The 19,233-nt window shown below is 68.3% G+C and carries 15 protein-coding genes; 7 read left to right on the top strand and 8 right to left on the bottom strand.

The window, feature by feature from the left end:
• Nucleotides 1-75 precede the first annotated feature (75 nt).
• Nucleotides 76-780 (top strand): CoA transferase subunit A, encoded by a 705-nt coding sequence (locus tag PVT71_RS02550; RefSeq protein WP_353472930.1) that lies wholly within the window; start codon nucleotides 76-78, stop codon nucleotides 778-780.
• Nucleotides 780-1,406 carry a CoA transferase subunit B gene (locus tag PVT71_RS02545; protein ID WP_353472929.1) on the top strand — a complete coding sequence of 209 codons (627 nt, stop codon included), beginning with the start codon at nucleotides 780-782 and terminating at the stop codon, nucleotides 1,404-1,406. Before PVT71_RS02550 ends, PVT71_RS02545 begins: the two co-directional genes overlap by 1 nt.
• Nucleotides 1,407-1,629: 223 nt before the next feature.
• Here the strand turns inward: PVT71_RS02545 and PVT71_RS02540 are convergent, their stop codons facing one another.
• Nucleotides 1,630-2,082: a phasin family protein gene (locus tag PVT71_RS02540; RefSeq protein WP_353472928.1), complete on the bottom strand. Its 453-nt coding sequence runs from the start codon at nucleotides 2,080-2,082 to the stop codon at nucleotides 1,630-1,632.
• A gap of 144 nt (nucleotides 2,083-2,226) precedes the next feature.
• Complete coding sequence (phaC, locus tag PVT71_RS02535) at nucleotides 2,227-4,023, bottom strand: class I poly(R)-hydroxyalkanoic acid synthase (RefSeq protein WP_353472927.1); 1,797 nt, start codon at nucleotides 4,021-4,023, stop codon at nucleotides 2,227-2,229.
• Between the two features lie 160 nt (nucleotides 4,024-4,183).
• Between phaC and phaZ the strand changes: the two genes are divergently transcribed.
• Nucleotides 4,184-5,449: a polyhydroxyalkanoate depolymerase gene (gene phaZ, locus PVT71_RS02530; protein ID WP_353472926.1), complete on the top strand. Its 1,266-nt coding sequence runs from the start codon at nucleotides 4,184-4,186 to the stop codon at nucleotides 5,447-5,449.
• 113 nt (nucleotides 5,450-5,562) lie between these two features.
• Here phaZ and PVT71_RS02525 read toward each other — a convergent pair whose 3' ends face one another.
• Together PVT71_RS02525 and PVT71_RS02520 are read right to left on the bottom strand one after the other, a co-directional pair.
• Nucleotides 5,563-6,102 carry an adenine phosphoribosyltransferase gene (locus tag PVT71_RS02525; protein WP_353472925.1) on the bottom strand — a complete coding sequence of 180 codons (540 nt, stop codon included), beginning with the start codon at nucleotides 6,100-6,102 and terminating at the stop codon, nucleotides 5,563-5,565.
• A gap of 63 nt (nucleotides 6,103-6,165) precedes the next feature.
• A complete protein-coding gene (locus PVT71_RS02520; RefSeq protein ID WP_353472924.1) occupies nucleotides 6,166-6,789 on the bottom strand; it encodes a LysE family transporter in 624 nt (207 codons plus the stop codon).
• 336 nt (nucleotides 6,790-7,125) lie between these two features.
• Between PVT71_RS02520 and PVT71_RS02515 the strand changes: the two genes are divergently transcribed.
• On the top strand, nucleotides 7,126-7,878 hold the full coding sequence (locus PVT71_RS02515; RefSeq protein WP_353472923.1) for a hypothetical protein: 753 nt from the start codon (nucleotides 7,126-7,128) through the stop codon (nucleotides 7,876-7,878).
• 3 nt (nucleotides 7,879-7,881) lie between these two features.
• Here PVT71_RS02515 and PVT71_RS02510 read toward each other — a convergent pair whose 3' ends face one another.
• Nucleotides 7,882-8,760 carry an S-methyl-5'-thioadenosine phosphorylase gene (locus PVT71_RS02510; RefSeq protein WP_353472922.1) on the bottom strand — a complete coding sequence of 293 codons (879 nt, stop codon included), beginning with the start codon at nucleotides 8,758-8,760 and terminating at the stop codon, nucleotides 7,882-7,884.
• Between the two features lie 216 nt (nucleotides 8,761-8,976).
• Between PVT71_RS02510 and PVT71_RS02505 the strand changes: the two genes are divergently transcribed.
• Nucleotides 8,977-10,596 (top strand): SulP family inorganic anion transporter, encoded by a 1,620-nt coding sequence (locus PVT71_RS02505; RefSeq protein WP_353472921.1) that lies wholly within the window; start codon nucleotides 8,977-8,979, stop codon nucleotides 10,594-10,596.
• A gap of 258 nt (nucleotides 10,597-10,854) precedes the next feature.
• Nucleotides 10,855-12,657 (top strand): bifunctional diguanylate cyclase/phosphodiesterase, encoded by a 1,803-nt coding sequence (locus tag PVT71_RS02500; protein ID WP_353472920.1) that lies wholly within the window; start codon nucleotides 10,855-10,857, stop codon nucleotides 12,655-12,657.
• Here the strand turns inward: PVT71_RS02500 and PVT71_RS02495 are convergent.
• Complete coding sequence (locus tag PVT71_RS02495; RefSeq protein WP_353472919.1) at nucleotides 12,629-14,953, bottom strand: ATP-binding protein; 2,325 nt, start codon at nucleotides 14,951-14,953, stop codon at nucleotides 12,629-12,631. The two genes, PVT71_RS02500 and PVT71_RS02495, sit on opposite strands and share 29 nt — an antisense overlap.
• Before the next feature lie 21 nt (nucleotides 14,954-14,974).
• Entirely contained in the window at nucleotides 14,975-15,367 is a 393-nt protein-coding gene (locus tag PVT71_RS02490; RefSeq protein WP_353472918.1) for a response regulator, read from the bottom strand.
• A gap of 79 nt (nucleotides 15,368-15,446) precedes the next feature.
• Between PVT71_RS02490 and PVT71_RS02485 the strand changes: the two genes are divergently transcribed.
• Complete coding sequence (locus PVT71_RS02485) at nucleotides 15,447-18,002, top strand: CheR family methyltransferase (RefSeq protein ID WP_353472917.1); 2,556 nt, start codon at nucleotides 15,447-15,449, stop codon at nucleotides 18,000-18,002.
• A gap of 414 nt (nucleotides 18,003-18,416) precedes the next feature.
• Here the strand turns inward: PVT71_RS02485 and PVT71_RS02480 are convergent, their stop codons facing one another.
• Nucleotides 18,417-19,127: an integrase core domain-containing protein gene (locus PVT71_RS02480; RefSeq protein ID WP_353472916.1), complete on the bottom strand. Its 711-nt coding sequence runs from the start codon at nucleotides 19,125-19,127 to the stop codon at nucleotides 18,417-18,419.
• Nucleotides 19,128-19,233: the final 106 nt, after the last annotated feature.

The following is a 19,233-nucleotide window of genomic DNA, read 5'->3' as shown; positions in this document are numbered from 1 at the left end:
GCGGGGGAGGCTTCGTTGACTCTGCTTCATGCGCGGGTGACAAGTCTCGCAGGCTCTTTCTTTCGGGAGGACGACATGAAGAAAGTTTACGGCTCCGCCGCCGAGGCGCTGGACGGGCTGCTCTTCGACGGGATGACCATCGCGGCGGGCGGTTTCGGCCTCTGCGGCATCCCCGAGCTGCTGATCGACGCGCTGGTGGAGAGCGGCGTCAAGGATCTGACCATCGCGTCGAACAACTGCGGCGTCGACGGCTTCGGCCTCGGCAAGCTGCTCGACACCAAGCAGATCAAGAAGATGATGAGCTCCTACGTGGGCGAGAACGCCGAGTTCATGCGCCAGTACCTGTCTGGCGAGCTCGAGCTCGAGTTCAACCCGCAGGGCACGCTGGCCGAGCGCATGCGCGCCGGCGGCGCGGGCATCCCGGGCTTCTACACCAAGACCGGCGTCGGCACGGTGGTGGCCGAGGGCAAGGAGACAAAGGTCTTCAACGGCCAGGAATACGTGCTCGAAGAGGGCATCTTCGCCGACCTCAGCATCGTCAAGGCCTGGAAGGCCGACACCACGGGCAACTGCGTGTTCCGCAAGACGGCGCGCAACTTCAACCCGCCGGCTGCCATGTGCGGCAAGGTCTGCGTGATGGAAGTCGAGGAGATCGTGCAGCCGGGCGAGCTTGACCCGGATCACATCCATCTGCCGGGCATCTTCGTGCATCGCATCATCAAGGGCGAGCACGAGAAGCGGATCGAACAGCGCACCGTGCGCAAGCGGGAGGAAGCCTGATGCCTTGGGATCGCAACCAGATGGCCGCGCGCGCGGCCGAGGAACTCGAAGACGGCATGTACGTGAACCTCGGGATTGGCATCCCGACGCTGGTCGCCAACTACGTCGGCGACAAGGAGATCACGCTGCAGTCCGAGAACGGCATGCTGGGCATGGGCCCGTTCCCCTTCGAGGGTGACGAGGATCCGGACCTCATCAACGCCGGCAAGCAGACCATCACCGAGCTGCCCAAGACGTCGTATTTCGACAGCTCCATGTCCTTCGCGATGATCCGCGGCGGCAAGATCGCGGCGGCGATCCTCGGCGCCATGGAAGTGGCCGAGAACGGCGACCTCGCGAACTGGATGATCCCGGGCAAGCTGGTCAAGGGCATGGGCGGCGCCATGGACCTCGTGGCGGGCGTCGGCCGCGTCATCGTGGTCATGGACCACACCAACAAGCACGGCGAGAGCAAGGTGCTGAAGGAATGCACCCTGCCGCTGACCGGCAAGGGCGTGGTCGACCGGATCATCACCAACCTCGGCGTGCTGGACGTCGTCGAGGGCGGGCTGAAGATCGTCGAGACCGCCGAGGGCGTGACCGAGGACGAGCTGCGCGCGGCGACCGAGGCGACCATCGTCAACTGACGCCTTCACCGCTTGCGTGAAGATGGAAACGCGGCCCCCTCATGGGGCCGCGTTTTGCTTTTGGGGGGAGGGGATGGGGGGCCGGGTTGCGGAATCGGCATGGAAACCGGCAGGAAAAAAGGGCGGGCTCTGGTGAGCCCGCCCCACGCATTGCGCCGGAAACATGGGAGGAGAGGAGAGGCGCAACGGTGTTTCGCCCCGGGAGACGGGGGCGAAACCGGACTTACTTCGCGGCGGCCGCGGTGGTCTTCTTGGCGGCGGCGGTCATCTCGTCGGTCGCCTTCTTGACGGCGGCGGAGGCGTCTTCGGTGAAGTCCTTGCCTGCGGCCATCATCAGCTCGACGGTGTCCATCTGCACCTTCTTCGCGATCTCTGCGAAGGCGGCCATGTTCTCGGCGGCGACTTCGGCCTGTGCGGAGGCGAAATCGGTCATCGCCTTGGCGTAATCCGCCGGCTCTTTCTTGACCTTGGACATGTCGGAGAGCTTCGAGAGCGTTTCCTTGGTCCACTTGGCCGAGATCTCGGTGGATTTTTCAGCCGCTTCGAGCGCAACCGCCGAGAGCTTCTCGTTCAGGGTTGCGGAAGTCTTGAAGGCTTCGTCCATGGCCTTGGTGTCCACGGGGAACGCGCCCATCATGTCCTTCATCATGGCGGTGAAGTCTTGAGTCTTAGCCATCCTTAAATTCCCGTATTCAGCCTGGCGGGCCCACCCCGCGCTTTGTCTATCGGCTGACTTCAATATGAATGCTGCAGTGCAGCATTTCAAGAATTTTCGCCGCAATGCAGCAAAAATCGTGCAAGTCGCTGAATTGACGCAAGGTTACGCAGCCTTCACCCGCACGTATTTTCCCGGGGCGGGGCCAAGCGACCGGTGCGCCGAATCGCCGGGGATGCGGGCCGGCACCAGTTTGCCCGACCGCTTGCGCAGCCACTCCTCCCAGAGCGGCCACCAGGACAGCTTGTCGTGGAAGGTGGCACCTGCCTGCCAGTCCTCGGCCGGCAGCTTGAGGTCCGGGTTCACGTAATGGCCGTACTTGTTCTTGTTCGGCGGGTTCACGATGCCGGCGATGTGGCCCGATTCCGAGAGCACGAAGGTCTTCGAGCGCGAGCCCATCTTCTGCACGCCGCGGTAGCAGTCCTTCCAGGCGGCGATGTGGTCGCCCTCGGCGGCGATCGAGATCAGCGGCACGTCCACGTCCCGGATGTCGAGCTTCAGCCCCTGCATCTCGAACTCCCCGCGCGAGAAGAGGTTCTGCTGGCAGAGCCCGCGCAGGTACTCGATGGTCATCTTCCCCGGCAGGTTGGCGCCGTCGCCGTTCCAGTAGAGCAGGTCGAAGGCCGGCGGCGTCTCGCCCATCATGTAGCTGCGGATGGCGGGGGTGTAGATCAGGTCCGTGGAGCGCAGGAACGAGAAGGTGCGCGACATGATGAAGCTCTTGAGGATGCCGCTGGCATTGATCTCGGCCTCGATCCCGTCGACGAAATCGTCCTGCAGGAACGGCGTGAACTCGCCCTGGTCGGAGAAATCGGTGAGCGTGGTGAAGAAAGTCGCGGACTTGACCGAGCTGTCGCCGCGCTGCTTCAGAAGCGACAGGGTCAGCGCCAGCGTCGTCCCGGCGATGCAGTAGCCGACCGCGTTGACCTGCTCGGTGCCGCAGATCTCGCGCGCGACCCGGATGGCGGCGAGATAGCCGTCCTCGATGTAATCCTCGAGCCCGACGTCGGCGTAGCTCTCGTCGGCGTTGACCCAGCTCACGACGTAGAGCGTGTAGCCCTGGTCGACGATGTAGCGGATCAGGCTGTTCTGCGGCTTGAGGTCGAGGATGTAGTACTTGTTGATCCACGGCGGAAAGAGCACGATCGGCGTCTCGCGCACCTTCTCGGTGGTGGGCTTGTACTGGATCAGCTCCATCATCCGGTTGCGGAACACGACCTCGCCCTCGGCGGTGGCGATGTTCCCGCCCAGCTGGAAGGCCTTTTCGTCGGCGAGCCGCACGACCAGCTCGCCGTTGTTCGCCTCGAGGTCGGCGACGAGGTTCTCCATCCCCTTCACCAGGCTCTCGCCCTCGGTCTCCAGCGCCTTCTGCAGCGCGTCGGGGTTGGTGGCGAAGAAGTTGGTCGGCGCCATCATGTCGACGATCTGGCGCGCGAAGTAGCGCAGGCGCTTCTTTTCCTTGGGGTCGAGGTCGGCGATCTCGTCCACCGAGCGGTGAATCGCCTCGGAGGTAATGAGATACTGCTGCTTGATGAAGTTGAAGTAGGGGTGGCTGTCCCAGAGCGGGTTGGTGAATCGCTTGTCCTTCGGACCGGTGTCCGCGGGCGGGGCGAGCTGCCCTCCGGCCAGCGCGGCCTGCGCCTCGAGGTAGTGACTCAGCGCCTTGCCCCAGTAGGACACCTGCTGCTCGAACACCTTGGCGGGATTCTGCATCCACTCCTGCCAGTAGGCCTGCGCGGCCTTGCCGTAAAGCAGGGGATCGGGCCCGTTCAAAGCAGGATTGATGGGCTTACGTCGCGAAATTGCTTCCATAAGACGTTGAGAAAGGGCTTCGATCTTCTCAATATTTGCTTCGAGTCGTGCGCGGTCAGACGTGAGGTCCGTGCCCGGAGTAGTTGTCATAAGGTCGAATCCCCCCTACTTTCGGCATGTTGCAGAATAACGGCGGCAGGGCGGGGGGCAAAGCGGCGAATTGGTCCGGTCCCCGGATCGGCGGCGATGCGTGACGGGAGGCACGCAGGCGCCGGGTGCCGTGAGCGACCGCATCTTTGGAGTAACGCGCATGCGTCAAATGGCGACCTACGATCTGATGGAGACCTTCCGGAACACCAACCAGTGGCTCGGGGCCACGGCGCGGACCATGGCCTCCTACCCGGCCTTCGCGGCGATCCCGAACCCGATGATCGGCTGGATGGCGGCCTGGGGCGAGGTGACCGAGCGCACCTTCGAGCGCATGGTGGTCAAGCCCGACTGGGGCATCCGCACCGTGACCTGCAACGACGGCCGCGACCACGTGGTCGAGCCCACCACCGTGGTCGAGAAGCCCTTCGGCGATCTCGTGCATTTCGAGGTGGTCGGCCGCCCGCCCAAGGCGCGCAAGGTGCTGCTGGTCGCGCCCATGTCGGGCCATTACGCGACGCTGCTGCGCTCCACCGCCGTCTCGCTGCTGCCCGACTGCGAGCTCTATGTCACCGACTGGCGCAACGCCCGCGACATTCCCGTGTCGGACGGCAAGTTCGACATCGAGGACTACACGCTCTACCTCATGGACTTCATGCGCGCGCTCGGGCCCGACACCAACGTGATCGCGGTCTGCCAGCCGGCGCCGCTGACGCTGGCCGCCACCGCCTACCTCGCCGAGCTCGAGCCCGGGGCGCAGCCGCGCACGCTGACGCTCATCGGCGGGCCGATCGACCCGAATGCGACCCCCACCGATGTCACCGACTTCGGCCACCGGGTGACCATGGGCCAGCTCGAGGAGACGATGATCCAGCGCGTCGGCTACAAGTACGCGGGCGTCGGGCGGCCGGTCTACCCGGGGCTGCTGCAGCTCGCCTCCTTCATGTCGATGAACGCCGAGCGCCACTCCAAGGCCTTCTCCGAGCAGATCCTGCGGGTCTGCCGGGGCGAGGCCTCGGATTACGACGCGCACAACCGTTTCTACGACGAGTATCTCGCGGTGATGGACATGACCGCCGAGTTCTACCTCTCGACCGTCGAGCGCATCTTCAAGAACGGCGAGATCGCCTCGAACAGCTTCGTGGTGAACGGGCACAAGGTCGACATCGGCAAGATCACCGACGTGGCGGTGATGACCGTCGAGGGTGCGAACGACGACATCTCGGCGCCGGGCCAGTGCGTCGCCGCGCTCGATCTCTGCACCGGGCTGCCGGACGGCAAGAAGCTGCAGCACCTCGAGCCGGGCGCGGGCCATTACGGCATCTTCGCCGGGCGCAGCTGGCGCAACAACATCCGCCCGCTGGTGCTGGACTTCATCGACCGCAACTCGGACGCGCCGCGCAAGGCGGCCAACAGCAACGCGGCCTGAGGCGGCGGGGAAGGGGGGCGCTGCCCCCCTCTTGGCCTCGCGGCCAATTCACCCCCCGGCGTATTTTCAAAGAGAAGAAGCGCGGCGGGCCGGAAGGCGCCGCCGCTCCTTGCTCAGAGCCCGTCGTAGGCGCAGAGCGCGTGCACCTGCACGCCGAGCGCCTCGAGCCGCCTGCGCCCGCCGAGATCCGGCAGGTCGATGATGAAGGCGGCGCCGACCACCGTGCCGCCGAGCCGTTCGACCAGCGCCACCGCCGCCTCGGCGGTGCCGCCCGTGGCGATGAGGTCATCCACCAGCAGCACCCGGTCGCCGGGGGTGATGGCGTGCTCGGAAAGCTCGACCGTCGCCTCGCCGTATTCCAGCGCGTAGCTCTGCGCGATCACCGGCGGCGGCAGCTTGCCCGCCTTGCGCAGCGCCGCGAACCCGGCCGAGAGCTGGTGCGCCACGGCGCCGCCGAGCAGGAAGCCGCGCGCCTCGGGGCCGACCACCTTGTCGATCTTCTGGCCGGTGAAGGGCAGGGTCAGCTGGTCGATGGCGAGGCGGAAGCCCTGCGGATCGGCGCAGAGCGGCGTCACGTCGCGGAAGAGGATGCCCGCGTGCGGATAGTCGGGGATCGTGCGGATGTAGTCGGCAATGGTCTTGGGAGGCTTCATGAGGGCTTTCCTGTCGGGGCGGCGCGCCGGTCTCGGTCTTGGGTCTGGCTTCGCGGGCCGGGGTCAGGCGGCGCGGCGCAGCGTGGCGGTGAGGGCGCCCATGGCGATCAGCGCCGCGCCGCCGGCGCGGGTGAGCCAGGTGAGCACCGCGGGGCGGCCGATCAGGCTGCGCAGCCGGTCCGCGGCCAGCGCATAGGCCAGCACGTTGAGCGCCGCAAGCGTGACGAAGGTGGTGACCAGCAGCGCGAACTGCGGCAGCAGCGGCGCGCCCGTGTCGACGAACTGCGGCACGAAGGCGATGAAGAAGGCGATGCTCTTGGGGTTGAGCGCGGTGACCGCCGCGGCATGGGCGAAGATGCCGCGGGCGCTGACGTCGGCGCGGGGTACGGCGAGGCCGGCGCCGGGCGCGGAGCGCAGCAGCTTCACCCCCATCCACACGAGGTAGAGCGCGCCGATCCACTTCAGCAGGGTGAAGGCGGTGGCCGAGGCCAGCACCAGCGCGCCGAGCCCGGCCAGCGACAGGCTCATCGCGGTGAAATCCCCCAGCGCCACGCCCGCCGCCGAGGCGAGCGCCACCGAGCGCCCCTTCGAGAGGGCGTAGGACAGCACCAGAAGCACCGTCGGTCCGGGGATCAGCAGCAGGGCAATCGAGGCGGCGACGAAGGTCAGCCAGAGGTCGAGGGGCATGTCGGGGTCCTGTCCAGTGTGCCGCGCATTGTGCGGCGCAGTCTGGCGCGGCGGCGGCAAGGCCGCAATGGGGCTGGGCTGCATTTCTTGGGTGTGCTTGTAGGTCGAAGACTCGTTAAAGTTGAAAATTTTGCCGTTTCATGATAGACTGTACGGATTGAACGAAGGTTTTCCGGATTCCTGTAGCCGTATTGGAGCAATCCCATGAAACCCGTTTTCATTTTCCTGTTGTCCCTCTTCCTCGCGTCCCCGGCGCTTGCCGACGATCCTCCCAAGTGCCCCGACACGCATTACCCCTGCGGCGGCAACATCTGCTGCTCGCGCTAGGAGAGCGTCATGATCCGCAAGATCGCGATGATCGCGGGCACGGTTCTCGTGCTCGGGATCGTGTATTTCTTCGTCAGCGACATCACCCGCAAGGACGTGATCGCCGCCAACCGCTTCAGCTATGAAAGCGCGACCGAGCCCCTGCGGGCGGGCGACATCGTGGTGCTGGGGGACGGCGGCACCGTCTCGAAGCTCTGCGACGCGGTGGTGACCCACCCCGCCGAGCCCGAGCCGCGCGCGGCGGTCTATTACAACCGCTCCTCGCGCATCCTGCAGGAGTTCGTCGACGTCGGCCACGGGCTCGGCTTCTTTCCGGACCGCAACCCGCTGGCCGTGCACGGCAGCATTCCCTTCCTCGGCGACAGCGAGACGCTCGACGGGGTGACCTACGAATACGCCAATGCCGCGCAGTGCGAATGCGCCATCGTGCGCAGCCTCGCGCAGGGCGAGCGGGTCTGCACGGTCAATGCCTCGCTCATCGAGACCGGCGAGGTGCTGGTGGGCGAGGGCGGCAAGCTGCTGTCGCGGCCCATCCATGACCGCACCGTGGCGGTGACCCTGCGCCGGCACGTCGTCTTCATGCCGCAGGAGACCTTCGACGGCTGCGGCGTCGATCTCGGCTCGGCGCTGGTCACCCAGCAGATGCTCTGCGATGCCGATCCGCGCCTGCCGCTGGACGTGCGGCTGCGGCGCAGCTGGAACCTCATCGACCGCGAACCGCTGCCGGGGCTGATCGACGCGAGCGCCCCGGGCGGCGGCTGAGGCTCAGGCGCCCAGCACCCGGCCCGCCACGGCGCCGAGCCGCGCTATGAGATCGGGGTCGCGCGCCGAGGGCGCGGTGATGATCGCGTGCTCGAGCGCGCGGTCGCAGCCGTGCGGGCAGGGTGCGCGCGTCGCCCCGAGCAGCGCCGGCAGCCGCGAGACCAGCGCCCGCGCCTTTTCCGCGTTGCCCTGCAGCACCTTGACGATGTCCGACACCTCGACCGCGCCATGCTCGGGGTGCCAGCAGTCGTAATCGGTGACCATGGCGACCGAGGCGTAGCAGAGCTCGGCCTCGCGGGCGAGCTTGGCCTCGGGCATGTTGGTCATGCCGATCACGTCCGCGCCCCAGCTCTCGCGGTACATGCGCGATTCCGCGAGGGTCGAGAACTGCGGTCCCTCCATCGCGAGGTAGGTGCCGCCGTCGTGCACGGTGATCCCCGCGTCCCGCGCCGCGTTGCGCGCATGGGCGCCGAGCCGCGGGCAGGTGGGATGGGCGAGCGAGACATGCGCCACGCAGCCGGTGCCGAAGAAGCTCTTTTCCCGGGCGAAGGTGCGGTCGATGAACTGGTCGACGATGACGAAATCGCCCGGCGCCATCTCCTCGCGGAACGAGCCGCAGGCCGAGACCGAGATCACGTCGGTCACCCCGAGCCGCTTCAGCGCGTCGATGTTGGCACGGTAGGGCACCGAGGAGGGCGAGAGACGGTGGCCGCGCCCGTGCCGCGGCAGGAAGGCCATCCGCACCCCGCCGAGCGTGCCGGTGAGCACCTGGTCCGAGGGTGCGCCCCAGGGTGTCTCAACCGTGATCCACTTGCGTCCCTCGAGCGTGTCGAGGTCGTAGACCCCCGATCCGCCGATCACCCCGATCATCGTGTCCGTCATGCGCGGTCTCCTTTGGCGCGCAGCCTGCCCCGGCGCGGCGGCGAAGGGAAGGGGGCGGCGCAGACCCGCGGCGGCCGGTTTCGCGGGCGCATCGCCTCGCGCAACAGCCATGGGCGCGCCGGATCTGCCGATTTCCTGCGCGGGCGGGTAGCGCTCGCGGCGCTCCTGCCTTATGGGCAAGGGCGCGCGCAAACCGACAGATTGGAACAGCTCCCCATGGCCAAGGCCCTCCTGGCGCGATACGCCAGCCGCATCCAGAAACCCGACCTGAGCCTGTCGCCGACGGCGCGGCTCACCCCCGCCCAGATCCGCACCGACGTGCTGTCGGGGCTCACCGTGGCGCTCGCGCTGGTGCCCGAGGCGGTGGCCTTCGCCTTCGTTGCCGGGGTGCACCCGCTGATCGGGCTCTATGCCGCCTTCCTCGTCGGGCTGATCACCGCGGTGATCGGCGGGCGGCCGGGGATGATCTCGGGCGCGACGGGCGCGCTGGCGGTGGTCATGGTGGCGCTGGTGGCGGATCATGGCGTCGAGTACCTCTTCGCCACGGTGGTGCTGATGGGCCTCCTGCAGATCTTCGCCGGGGTCATGCACTGGGGCAAGTTCATCCGGCTGGTGCCGCACCCGGTGATGCTGGGCTTCGTCAACGGGCTCGCCATCGTGATCTTCATGGCGCAGCTGACGCAGTTCAAGGTGCCCGGCACGGCGGTGCCCGGCGTTACGCCCGGCGAATGGCTCTCGGGGCTGCAGCTTTGGATGATGCTGGCGCTGGTGGCGCTGACCATGGCGATCATCTGGCTGCTGCCCAAGGTGACGAAGGTGATCCCCGCGCCGCTCGCCGGCATCGCGGTGACCGCCGCCATCGTCATCGCCTTCGGCCTCGACGTGCCGCGGGTCGGCGACATGGCCTCGATCAAGGGCGCGTTCCCGGCCTTCCACATCCCGATGGTGCCGCTCAACCTCGAGACGCTGCAGATCATCCTGCCCTACGCGGTGATCCTCGCCGCCATCGGCCTGATCGAGAGCCTGCTGACGCTCAACCTCGTCGGCGAGATGACCGGCCAGCGCGGCGGCGCGAGCCAGGAATGCATCGCGCAGGGGACGGCCAACGTGGTCACCGGCTTCTTCGGCGGCATGGGCGGCTGCGCGATGATCGGCCAGTCGATGATCAACGTGAAGTCGGGCGGGCGCACCCGCATCGCCGGCATCGTCGCGGCGCTCTTCCTGCTGTCCTTCATCCTCTTCGCCTCGCCGCTGATCGAGCTCATCCCGCTCGCGGCGCTGGTCGGGGTGATGTTCATGGTGGTGATCGGCACCTTCGCCTGGAACAGCCTGCGCATCCTCGCCAAGGTGCCGCTGACCGATGCCTTCGTCATCGTGCTGGTGACCGTGGTGACGGTGTTCGAGGATCTGGCGGTGGCGGTGGTCGTCGGGGTGATCGTCTCGGCGCTGGCCTATGCCTGGAACAACGCCCGCCGCATCCACGCGCGCAGCTACGTCACGCCCGAGGGCGCCCGCGTCTACCAGATCCAGGGCCCGCTCTTCTTCGGCTCGACCGACGGCTTTGCCGAGATCTTCGACATCGAGGCGGACCCGAGGGCGGTGATCGTCGATTTCGCAGACAGCCGGGTGGTCGACCAGTCGGCGCTGCAGGCGATCGAGGCGCTGGCGGCGAAATACGAGGCGGCGGGCAAGCGGCTGCAGCTGCGCCACCTGTCGCGCGACTGCCACCGGCTGCTGACCAAGGCCGGTCACCTGATGATCGACAGCGACGACGACCCCGATTACGCGCTGGCGGCGGATTACCACGTGCGCACGGGCATTCTCGGCTCGCACTGATCCCGGCTGGCGGACAGGTCGAGGGCGTCGCGGCAACGCGGCGCCCTTTCTCGTTTGCGCAGATGGCTGGAGGGGGCCCGGCCCGGGGGCACCGGCTGCGCCATAAAGGCTTCGTTAACCATTCTTTCGCAAAGCTTCATGAAACATGAGGCCGGGTAATATTCTTCGCTTCCGGCCCGATCCGGCCCCGGCCCTGTGGCGACAGGTGCAGAGGCCGGTTCAACGCGCAGGTGCAGTTACCGAGGGACGTCGTAATTCGTGCAGGACCATATGCAGCCCCGCATCGGCAGGAAGACGGAGACACCCGGCGCAGCCGCGCCGGCAGGGCAGGACGCGCTCCGCGACCTGTGCGACGCCGTCGGGGCGGTGACCGGCGCCGAGGCCTGCTGCATCGTGGTCGCGCCCCCGCCGGGGCCGGAGAACCGGGGCGCCGGCGAGATCGCCTGTTCGGCGGAGGGGCGCGCCGCCCTCGAGATCACCGCCATGGCGCGGCAGGTCCTGTCCGGGCAGCGCGCCGCGCAGCCCGCTGTCGCGGCGGGGCGCATCGCGACGCTGCTCGTGCCCACGGGCGGCGGGCCGGGCGCCGCAGTCGTGGCGGCGGTCTTCCCGGCGGGCTCCGTCGGGCCCGGCCTCGAAGCCGTCCGCGGGCTCGTGACGCTCTTCCTGCGGGAAAGCGAGGCGCGGCGGCTGGCCGAGGGCGAGATCCGCGAGCTTCGGGCCGACTGCGCCGCGCTGCGGGTCCGGGCGGAGTCGGATGCGATGACCGGCATGAAGAACTCGAGCGCCTTCCACGACCACGCGGCGTCGCGGCTGGCGCAGGGCGGATACCACGCGCTGCTGCTCTTCGACATCGACCATTTCAAGCGGGTCAACGACCTTTACGGGCACAGTTTCGGCGACGACTACCTGCGCCGGATCGCGGTCACGATCCGCGACGCGATGCCGCCCGACGCGCTGACCGGGCGGATCGGCGGCGACGAGTTCGCCGCGCTGGTCAGGCTGCCGACGCGCTGGCGAGACTTCCTCGACGACCTGCTCGCGCGTTGCAGCAGCGCGGTGCAGCGCACCGCCGCGCTCATGGGCAAGCCCGAGCTCGGGCGGATCAGCGCGGGGATCAGCGTCCATCCCTGGCACGCGCGGGATTTCGACGATCTCTTCGACCTCGCCGATGCCGCGCTCTACGTCTCGAAGCGCGCCGGGCGGTCCACTGCGACGGTCTTCGATCCGGCCCGGCACGACCGGTTCAGCAAGCGCATCCTCGACGAACGCTTCTGGCGGGCGACGCGGCAGAACCGGATCGTGCCCTATTTCCAGCCGATCGTCGACCTGACCGACGGGCAGTGCTTCGGCTACGAGGTGCTGGCCCGCTGGATCGACGACAACGGCAGGGTGCTCAATCCCACCCAGTTCGAGCATGTCTTCGGCGACTACCGGCTGGCGGATTCGCTGACCCGGACGCTGCTCTCGGCCTCGCTCGACCTGCTGGCCGAGCGCATCGTCGCGGAGGGCGGGGCGGGGCCGGCGCTGTCGATCAACCTGACGGCCTTCGACCTCGTCAATCCCGAGTTCGTCTTCGACCTGCAGGCGGCGCTCTCGGACCGCGGGCTGGGCTGGTCCTCGCTGATCCTCGAGGTGACCGAGAAGGTCATCCTCGGCGACCGCAATGGGCAGATCTACCGCTCGCTCTCGGAGCTGCGCGCGCGCGGCGTGCGGCTGGCCTTCGATGATTTCGGCACCGGCCATGGCGGGTTGCGGCACCTGCGCGACTGGCCGGTGGACATTCTCAAGATCGACCGCGGCTTTGTCGCGCACCTCGCGGGCAATGCCTCGGACAGCGTGATCGTCGAGGCCATCCTGAACATCGCGGCGCGCTGCGGCATGCGGGTGATCGCCGAGGGGGTCGAGACGCCCGAGCAGCTTGCCCTGCTGCAGGAGCTCGGCTGCCATTACGCGCAGGGCTATTTCTTCGACGGGCCGATGCCGCCGGTGGCATTGCCGGGCGCGCGGCGCCGCTACGACCTCGGGACCGGGGTCACGGCCTCGGCCCTGCGCCAAGGCTGAGAATGACGGCGTTGAGCAACTCCGCCAGCCGCACCGGCTTGCGCAGCAGCAGCCCGGGCACGCTGCGCCCCGCCTCGGTGGTCGGGGCGGCATAGCCCGACAGGTAGATCACCTTCAGCCCCGGGTGCCGCTCGCAGGCCAGCAGCGCAAGGTGGTACCCGTCGATGTGCCCGGGCAGCACGATGTCGGTCAGCAGCAGGTCGGGCGCCGGGCGCGCCGAGAGGCCGGCGAGCGCCTCCTCGGCGCTGACCGCAAGCGCGACCGCCGCGCCCGAGAGGCGCAGCGCATCGGCGATCGAATCCATGAACTGCGGGTCGTCCTCGACCACCAGCACCGACAGCCCGGCGAGATCAGGCAGGTTCGGCGCGCCGCGCGCTTCGCCGGTCTCGCCGGCGGCAGCGGGCAGGCTGAGCAGGATCACGGTGCCTTCGCCGGGCGTCGAGGTCAGCTCGAGCCGCCCGCCGGCGCGGCGCGCGAGGCTGTCCACCATCGCAAGGCCGAGGCCGGTGCCGCCGTCGTTCAGCCGGGTGGTGAAGAAGGGATCGCGCGCCCGGCGCAGCACCGCCTCGCTCATGCCCGGCCCGTCGTCGGCGACGCGCAGGGTGACATCCGGCCCGTCCTCGAGCGCGAGCGCGATATGGCCGCCGGTGGAGCGGGTCTCCGAGATCGCGTTGCGCGCGTTGAGGACGAGGTTGAGCACGGCGGCCTGCATCTCGCTCTCGGGCACGCGCACCGGCACGGGGCCGTCGCAGGCGGCAAGCTCGAGCCTGATGTTCGCCGGCAGGACCTGCCGGGCCAGCGCCGCGACCTCGGGCAGCAGCAGCGCAAGGTCCGACACGCCGGTCTCGTCGCCCGGCGTGCGGGCCAGCCCGAGCAGCCGGTCGATCATCGCCGAGCCGCGCCGGCTGGCCGCGCGGATCGCCTCCATCCGCGTCAGCGCCCGCGCGGCGTCGCCGGTCTTGAGCGCGGTGTCGGCGCTCAGCTGCACCACCCCCAGCACGTTCGCCATCTCGTGCGCGATGCCGCCCGACATCTGCGCCACCGCGTCGAGCCGCTCGCTCCGGCTGATGTTCTCGCGCAGGATCCAGCCCTGCGTCTCGTCGAAGACCGAAAGCACGGCGATCCCGGTGTCGGGCTGGCGGTGCAGGCAGAAGCGCAGCGCGTGCTCGTTGCCCTCGGGGTCGATCCAGCCGACGAAACGGTCGGCAGGTGCCTCCTCGGCAAAGAGCGCGCGGGCGGGGGTCTCGTCCGGGCCGAGCACCCGCCGGTCGCCGAGGGAATGGAACCGTGCCGAGAAGAGCCAGTCCTCGCAGGAGGCCGCACCGGCGCAGAGCGCCTCGGCCCCGCCATTGGCAAGCTGCAGGGTGCCGTCGCGCCCGAAGAGGAAGACCGCGGCGTCGAGCCCGTCGAGCGCCGAGCGCATCCGCGCCAGCACGGCGCCGGTCATCGCCTCGCGGACGTTGGCATAGGCGGCGGCGCGCAGCACGGCGAAGGCCCCGGCCAGCAGGACGAGGACCGAAAGCGCGCTGAGCAGGATATGCGGGTGCAGGATGCCGCTGTTGGAAATGCCCAGCGACAGGAGGCTCAGCACGAAGGGCAGGAGCACCGCCAGCGGCAGGATGCGGCGGGCGGCGCGGCTGCCGCGACCCTCTCCGGCGACGATGGCCACCCAGGAGTGCCGCGCGGTCGACATCAGCACCGAGCCGAAGAGCAGCAGCAAGCCGACGGCAGTCAGCGGCGACATGCCGGTGAGGAGGATCGAGCCGAAGATCGCCTCGATGTCGATCACGTAGCCGTCGAGTCCGACGAGCGCGAGCAGCGTGCCGGCGGTGGCGATCGCGGCGGCGATGCGGGGTGCGCGCGGTCGCGGCAGGCCGGCGGCCAGCGTGGCGGCGGCGGCAAGGAAGAGCCCCAGCGCGGTGGCAAGGGCCATGCGGTCGCCCGGCGCGGGCGCGGCTGCGCTGTAGGCCGCGACGATGCGCAGGCTCGCCGCCAGCGCCCAGGCGGTGGTCAGCGCGGCAAGCAGGCTGCCGGCCCGGCGGGCGATGCGGGGCGCCGCCATCTGCAGAAGCTGCGCCAGCGCGACCGCGCCGAGGCCCGAGGCGGTCGAGGGGACCATCGCCGGCAGCCCGGCGCGCAGCCGGACGAAGAGATCGAGGCCGAGGCCCCAGCCGGGGATCAGCACCACCGCCGCGAGAAGCAGCACCAGCAGCGAGGCCATTCCGGCCGCGCGCGACAGGCCCGTCTCGGTCCGGGCGGGAAGCCCGGGCGCGACGTCGGTGCCGGTCAGGGGCATGGCGGTTTCATGTCCGGTCGGTCAGCTGCGGGCGCTCACCTCGCGCCGGCCGGGCCGCGCGTGGTGACGGACCAGCGCGTCGAGCTCTTCCAGCGTCGCGGTCTTGCCGATCTTGGCGCAGGCATAGCGCAGGCCCTTCTGCAGCAGCGGCGAGCTGGCGAGTTCGGGCCTGCCGGTGATCACCACGATCGGCAGGGCGGGGTGGCGCTCGCGGATCGCGTGGGTCAGGCTGATCGCGCCGCCGCCGGGCATGAGCACGTCGAGGAAGACGATGTCGAAGGCCATGCTGTCGAGGCAGGTCAGCGCCTGGTCGCCGGTGGTGACCCCGGTCGCCTCGTGGCCGCAGGCGGCCATGCCATCGCAGAAGGCCGCCAGGTAACCTGCGTCGTCATCGGCAAGAAGGATGCGTGCCATTCGGCAGACCTGCCCTATTGTTGCGGGTCAACTATGTGATAATCGTGGAAAAGGGACAAGTACGGATCAGGGTAGGGGTATGGCGGGAGCCGGGAAGAACGGGGATGCCGACATCCCACTCGTGGCCATCGGGGCCTCGGCCGGAGGGCTGGAGCCGCTCGAGGCCTTCTTCTCCGCGGCGCCGCCCGACGCCGGCTGGTGCTTCGTGGTGCTCCAGCACCTGTCGCCCGACTTCCGCTCGATGATGAACGTGCACCTCGCCCGGCATTCCTCGATGCAGATCCGGGTGATCGAGGACGGCATGGAAATCGCGCCCGACACGATCTTCCTCAACGTCCCGGACTGCCTGATCCGGCTCGAGGGCAACCGGTTCCGGGTCGAGCCCTACGGCCTTGGCGACAAGCTGCCGCATCTTCCCATCGACGCCTTCTTCCTGTCGCTGGTGCCGCGCGCGCGGAACCGCACCGTCGGCATCGTGCTTTCGGGCTCGGGCCGCGACGGCACCCGCGGCGCCAAGGCTCTGCACGACGCGGGCGGCGCGATCGTCGCCCAGTCCCCGGCGCAGGCGGATTTCTCGTCGATGCCGAAATCCGTGATCGAGGCCGAGGCGGCGGACCTCATCCTCGATTCCGCGCAGATCCCGCATGCGCTGCGGGCGATCTTCCGGGTCGGCGGGCGGATGGTCGCCGGTCTGCCCGGCGTTGCCAGCGCGCCGAAGAGCATCCTCGCCCTGCTCGAAGAGGCGCACGAGCTCGATTTCACCGATTACAAGACCGACAACGTGCAGCGCCGGATCGACCGGCGGCGGCACCTGCGCGGCCTCGGCACGCTCGAGGAGTACCGCGACCTGCTGGCGGGCAACCCCGCCGCGCTCGAGGAGCTGTTCTACGACCTGCTGATCGGCGTGACCGAGTTCTACCGCGATGCCGACGCGATCCGCGCGCTGCGCAGGAACGTCCTCGATCCGCTGGTGCGGCAGGGCGATCAGAGCGTTCCGCTGCGGGTCTGGGTCGCCGCCTGCGCCAGCGGCGAGGAGGCCTATACCATCGCGATCGAGCTGAGCGAGGCCATCGCCGCCGCCGGCTCGAAGCGCAAGTTCCGCGTCATCGCCACGGACGTGCACCGCCGCTCGGTCGATCACGCCTCGGCCGGGATCTTCACCGCCGAGGACCTCGCGCGCGTGCCCGCCGAGCTGCGGGCGAAGTACTTCCTGCCGGCGCGGGACCATTTCATCGTCGAGCCGGGGCTGCGCCAGAAGATCATCTTCTCGGTGCACAACGTGCTGCGCGACCCGCCCTTCATGAACCTCGACCTCGTGTCCTGCCGCAACCTGCTGATCTACCTGAACGACGCGCCGCAGTACCGGCTGATCTCGATGTTCCTCTTCGGGCTGCGCAAGGACGGCTACCTGCTGCTCGGCCCCTCCGAGAGCCTCGGCCGCTTCGCCTCGGAGTTCCGCGTGGTCGACGGGCGCTGGCGGCTGTTCCAGAAGATCTCGGGCAAGCGGATGCTCGACCGCTCGGTGCTCTCGGTGAAGGTCGGCAGCCAGTCCCACCCCGAGCTGCAGCCGCGCGACGCGGTCCGCAAGCCGCCGGAGTCGGTCAAGCGCGAGACCTCGATGCTGCGCAGCCGCGACTTGCTCATGCGCAGCTACGATGCGCTGCTCAAGCGCTACGTGCCCTCGTCGATCCTGCTGGCCGAGAACGGCACGGTGGTCAGCTGGTTCGGCGCCGCCAGCGCCTTCATCGACACGATGAACAACATGGCCGACTGGACCGTCGAGGAGATCGTCCATCCCGGCCTGCATTTCGTGATCAATGTCGCCATCGAGAAGCTGCGAGAGGGCAACCTGCAGACCTATTCCCGCCATGTCGAGATCGAGCTCGGCGACGGCACGCGGCATTTCGAAGTGACGGTGGAGCCCGTGGGCAACGTCCGCGACGTCCGCCTCGTGCTGCTGGTGCTGGCGCCCGCCGGGGCCGAGGGGCGGGAGCGCGACGCGGCGACCCCCGCCGAGGGCGGCGCGGCGACCCCCGCGGGGGAGGACATCCAGCTGCTGACGCGGCGGATCCAGGAGCAGGAGCGTGACCTGCGCCTGACCGAGGAGACGCTGCAGCACGTGACCGAGCGGCTCGAGGCGAGCGGCGAGGAGCTGCAGGCCTCCAACGAGGAGCTGCAGGCCTCGAACGAGGAGTTGCAGGCTTCCAACGAGGAGCTGCAGAGCTCCAACGAGGAGCTGCACGCGGTGAACGAGGAGCTGCTCTCGGTCAGCTCCGAGCACGAGCGCCAGATCGAGATGCTCTCGGAGCTCAACCGCAGCACCGAGCTGGTGCTGGGGGTGCTCGACGTGGGGGTGATCACCCTCGACCGCGAGTGCAGGATCCTGCGGTTCAGCCAGATCATCGCCCGCAAGTTCGAGCTCGAGGCGCATGACACGTCGCGCTCGCTGGCGGTGGTGGGGCCGCGCCTCGGCTTCGCCGACCTGCTCGAGATGGCCCGCGAGGTGCTGGCCAGCGGCATCAGCAAGACGGCGGAAGGCGCGCACGAGGGCCGCAAGCTCACCGTGATCGCGCAGCCCTACGGCGAGGAAGGCAACGAGGGCGGGGCCGTGCTGATCTTCCGCTGGGGCGACTGAACCCGCCCGGACGCAGGGCAGGGGTCGGCAGAAAACGAAAAGGGCGCCCGATGGGCGCCCTTGGCCTTTCCGGCGAGCGCGTCCGGACCCGACCGCGATCTGCGCTGAAAATACGGATCAAGTTTGCCGCGGGTAAAGAAAAGGCCCGCCTTGGGGCGGCTCGCTTCCTTAACAAGTATCGTCGGTCAGCTGGCGCCGGGCACGGTGGGATGTCGCCCACGTGCAGGAGTAGACTTCCAACGCCGTGCTTTCTCGGGCCACGCCGGGATGGAAGGTTACCGGCCATTATCTTCGGGAAGGCGATCTCGAATGGTGACCTGCCCCGGCGGGTCCCTCATTTATGCCGAGAGACTGCAGGTTGGTTGATGTGCTACCCGACGTTGGACCGCCGGAAGTTGGAATCTTCCGACTGTTTCACGATGACGGGCTGGTGGCATCTTCGGGACAGTGCACAGCAATCGGGACGTTGTATACGATCGCGGTGTGGGGCCTGTCTTCGTTGTAGTGTCTACGCCAAGCGTCCAGCTTTTCGCGAGCATCGGCAAGGCTCATGAACCAGTGCGCATTCAGGCATTCGGTCCGGAGCTTGCTGTTGAAGGCCTCGATGAAGCCGTTGTCAGTCGGTTTTGCGGGGCGCGAGAAGTCCAACGTGGCGTCATTGGCGTAGGCCCAGAGATCCAAGGTGCCGGAGATAAATTCGCCGCCATTGTCGACCCGAATGGTGTTCGGATAGCCGATGCTACCGCAGACCTGTTCCAGCGTCTGAACGACGTCCTCGCAGCGGTAGCTGAACGGCGGATCCACCACCGGGCAGAACCGCGAATGCGTGTCGACCACGCTCAGGATGCGGCGCTTCTTTCCCATGGCCAGTTGGTCGTGAACGAAGTCCATTGCCCAGACATCGTTCGGTCCGGCGGCTTCTTCCCTGTCCTCTCGCAGCTTGGCTTTCACGCGCCGCTTCGGGTGATTGTTTCGCAGCAGCAGGCCGCCATACTTCATCTTCCAATTGAAATACGTCGCCTGGCTGATCCCAGCCTTGCGGCAAATCTCCACGACAGGCGTCCCTTGCTCGCCCAGCTTCAGGATGAACGCCTTCTGCGCCTCCGTGACCCGCGATGCTTTCATGCCTTTCCGCTCCTCTCCCAGCCAGGAAGGCTCAGCCGATAACTCCAGCTTCAAACGGTCCAGTTCTCAGGGGATTACATCAGTAACGCTCGCCGTGGTTCTTGCA

This window comes from Salipiger sp. H15, from assembly GCF_040409955.1.
Classification (GTDB): domain Bacteria; phylum Pseudomonadota; class Alphaproteobacteria; order Rhodobacterales; family Rhodobacteraceae; genus Salipiger.
This window is presented reverse-complemented; position numbering and strand designations above follow the sequence as displayed.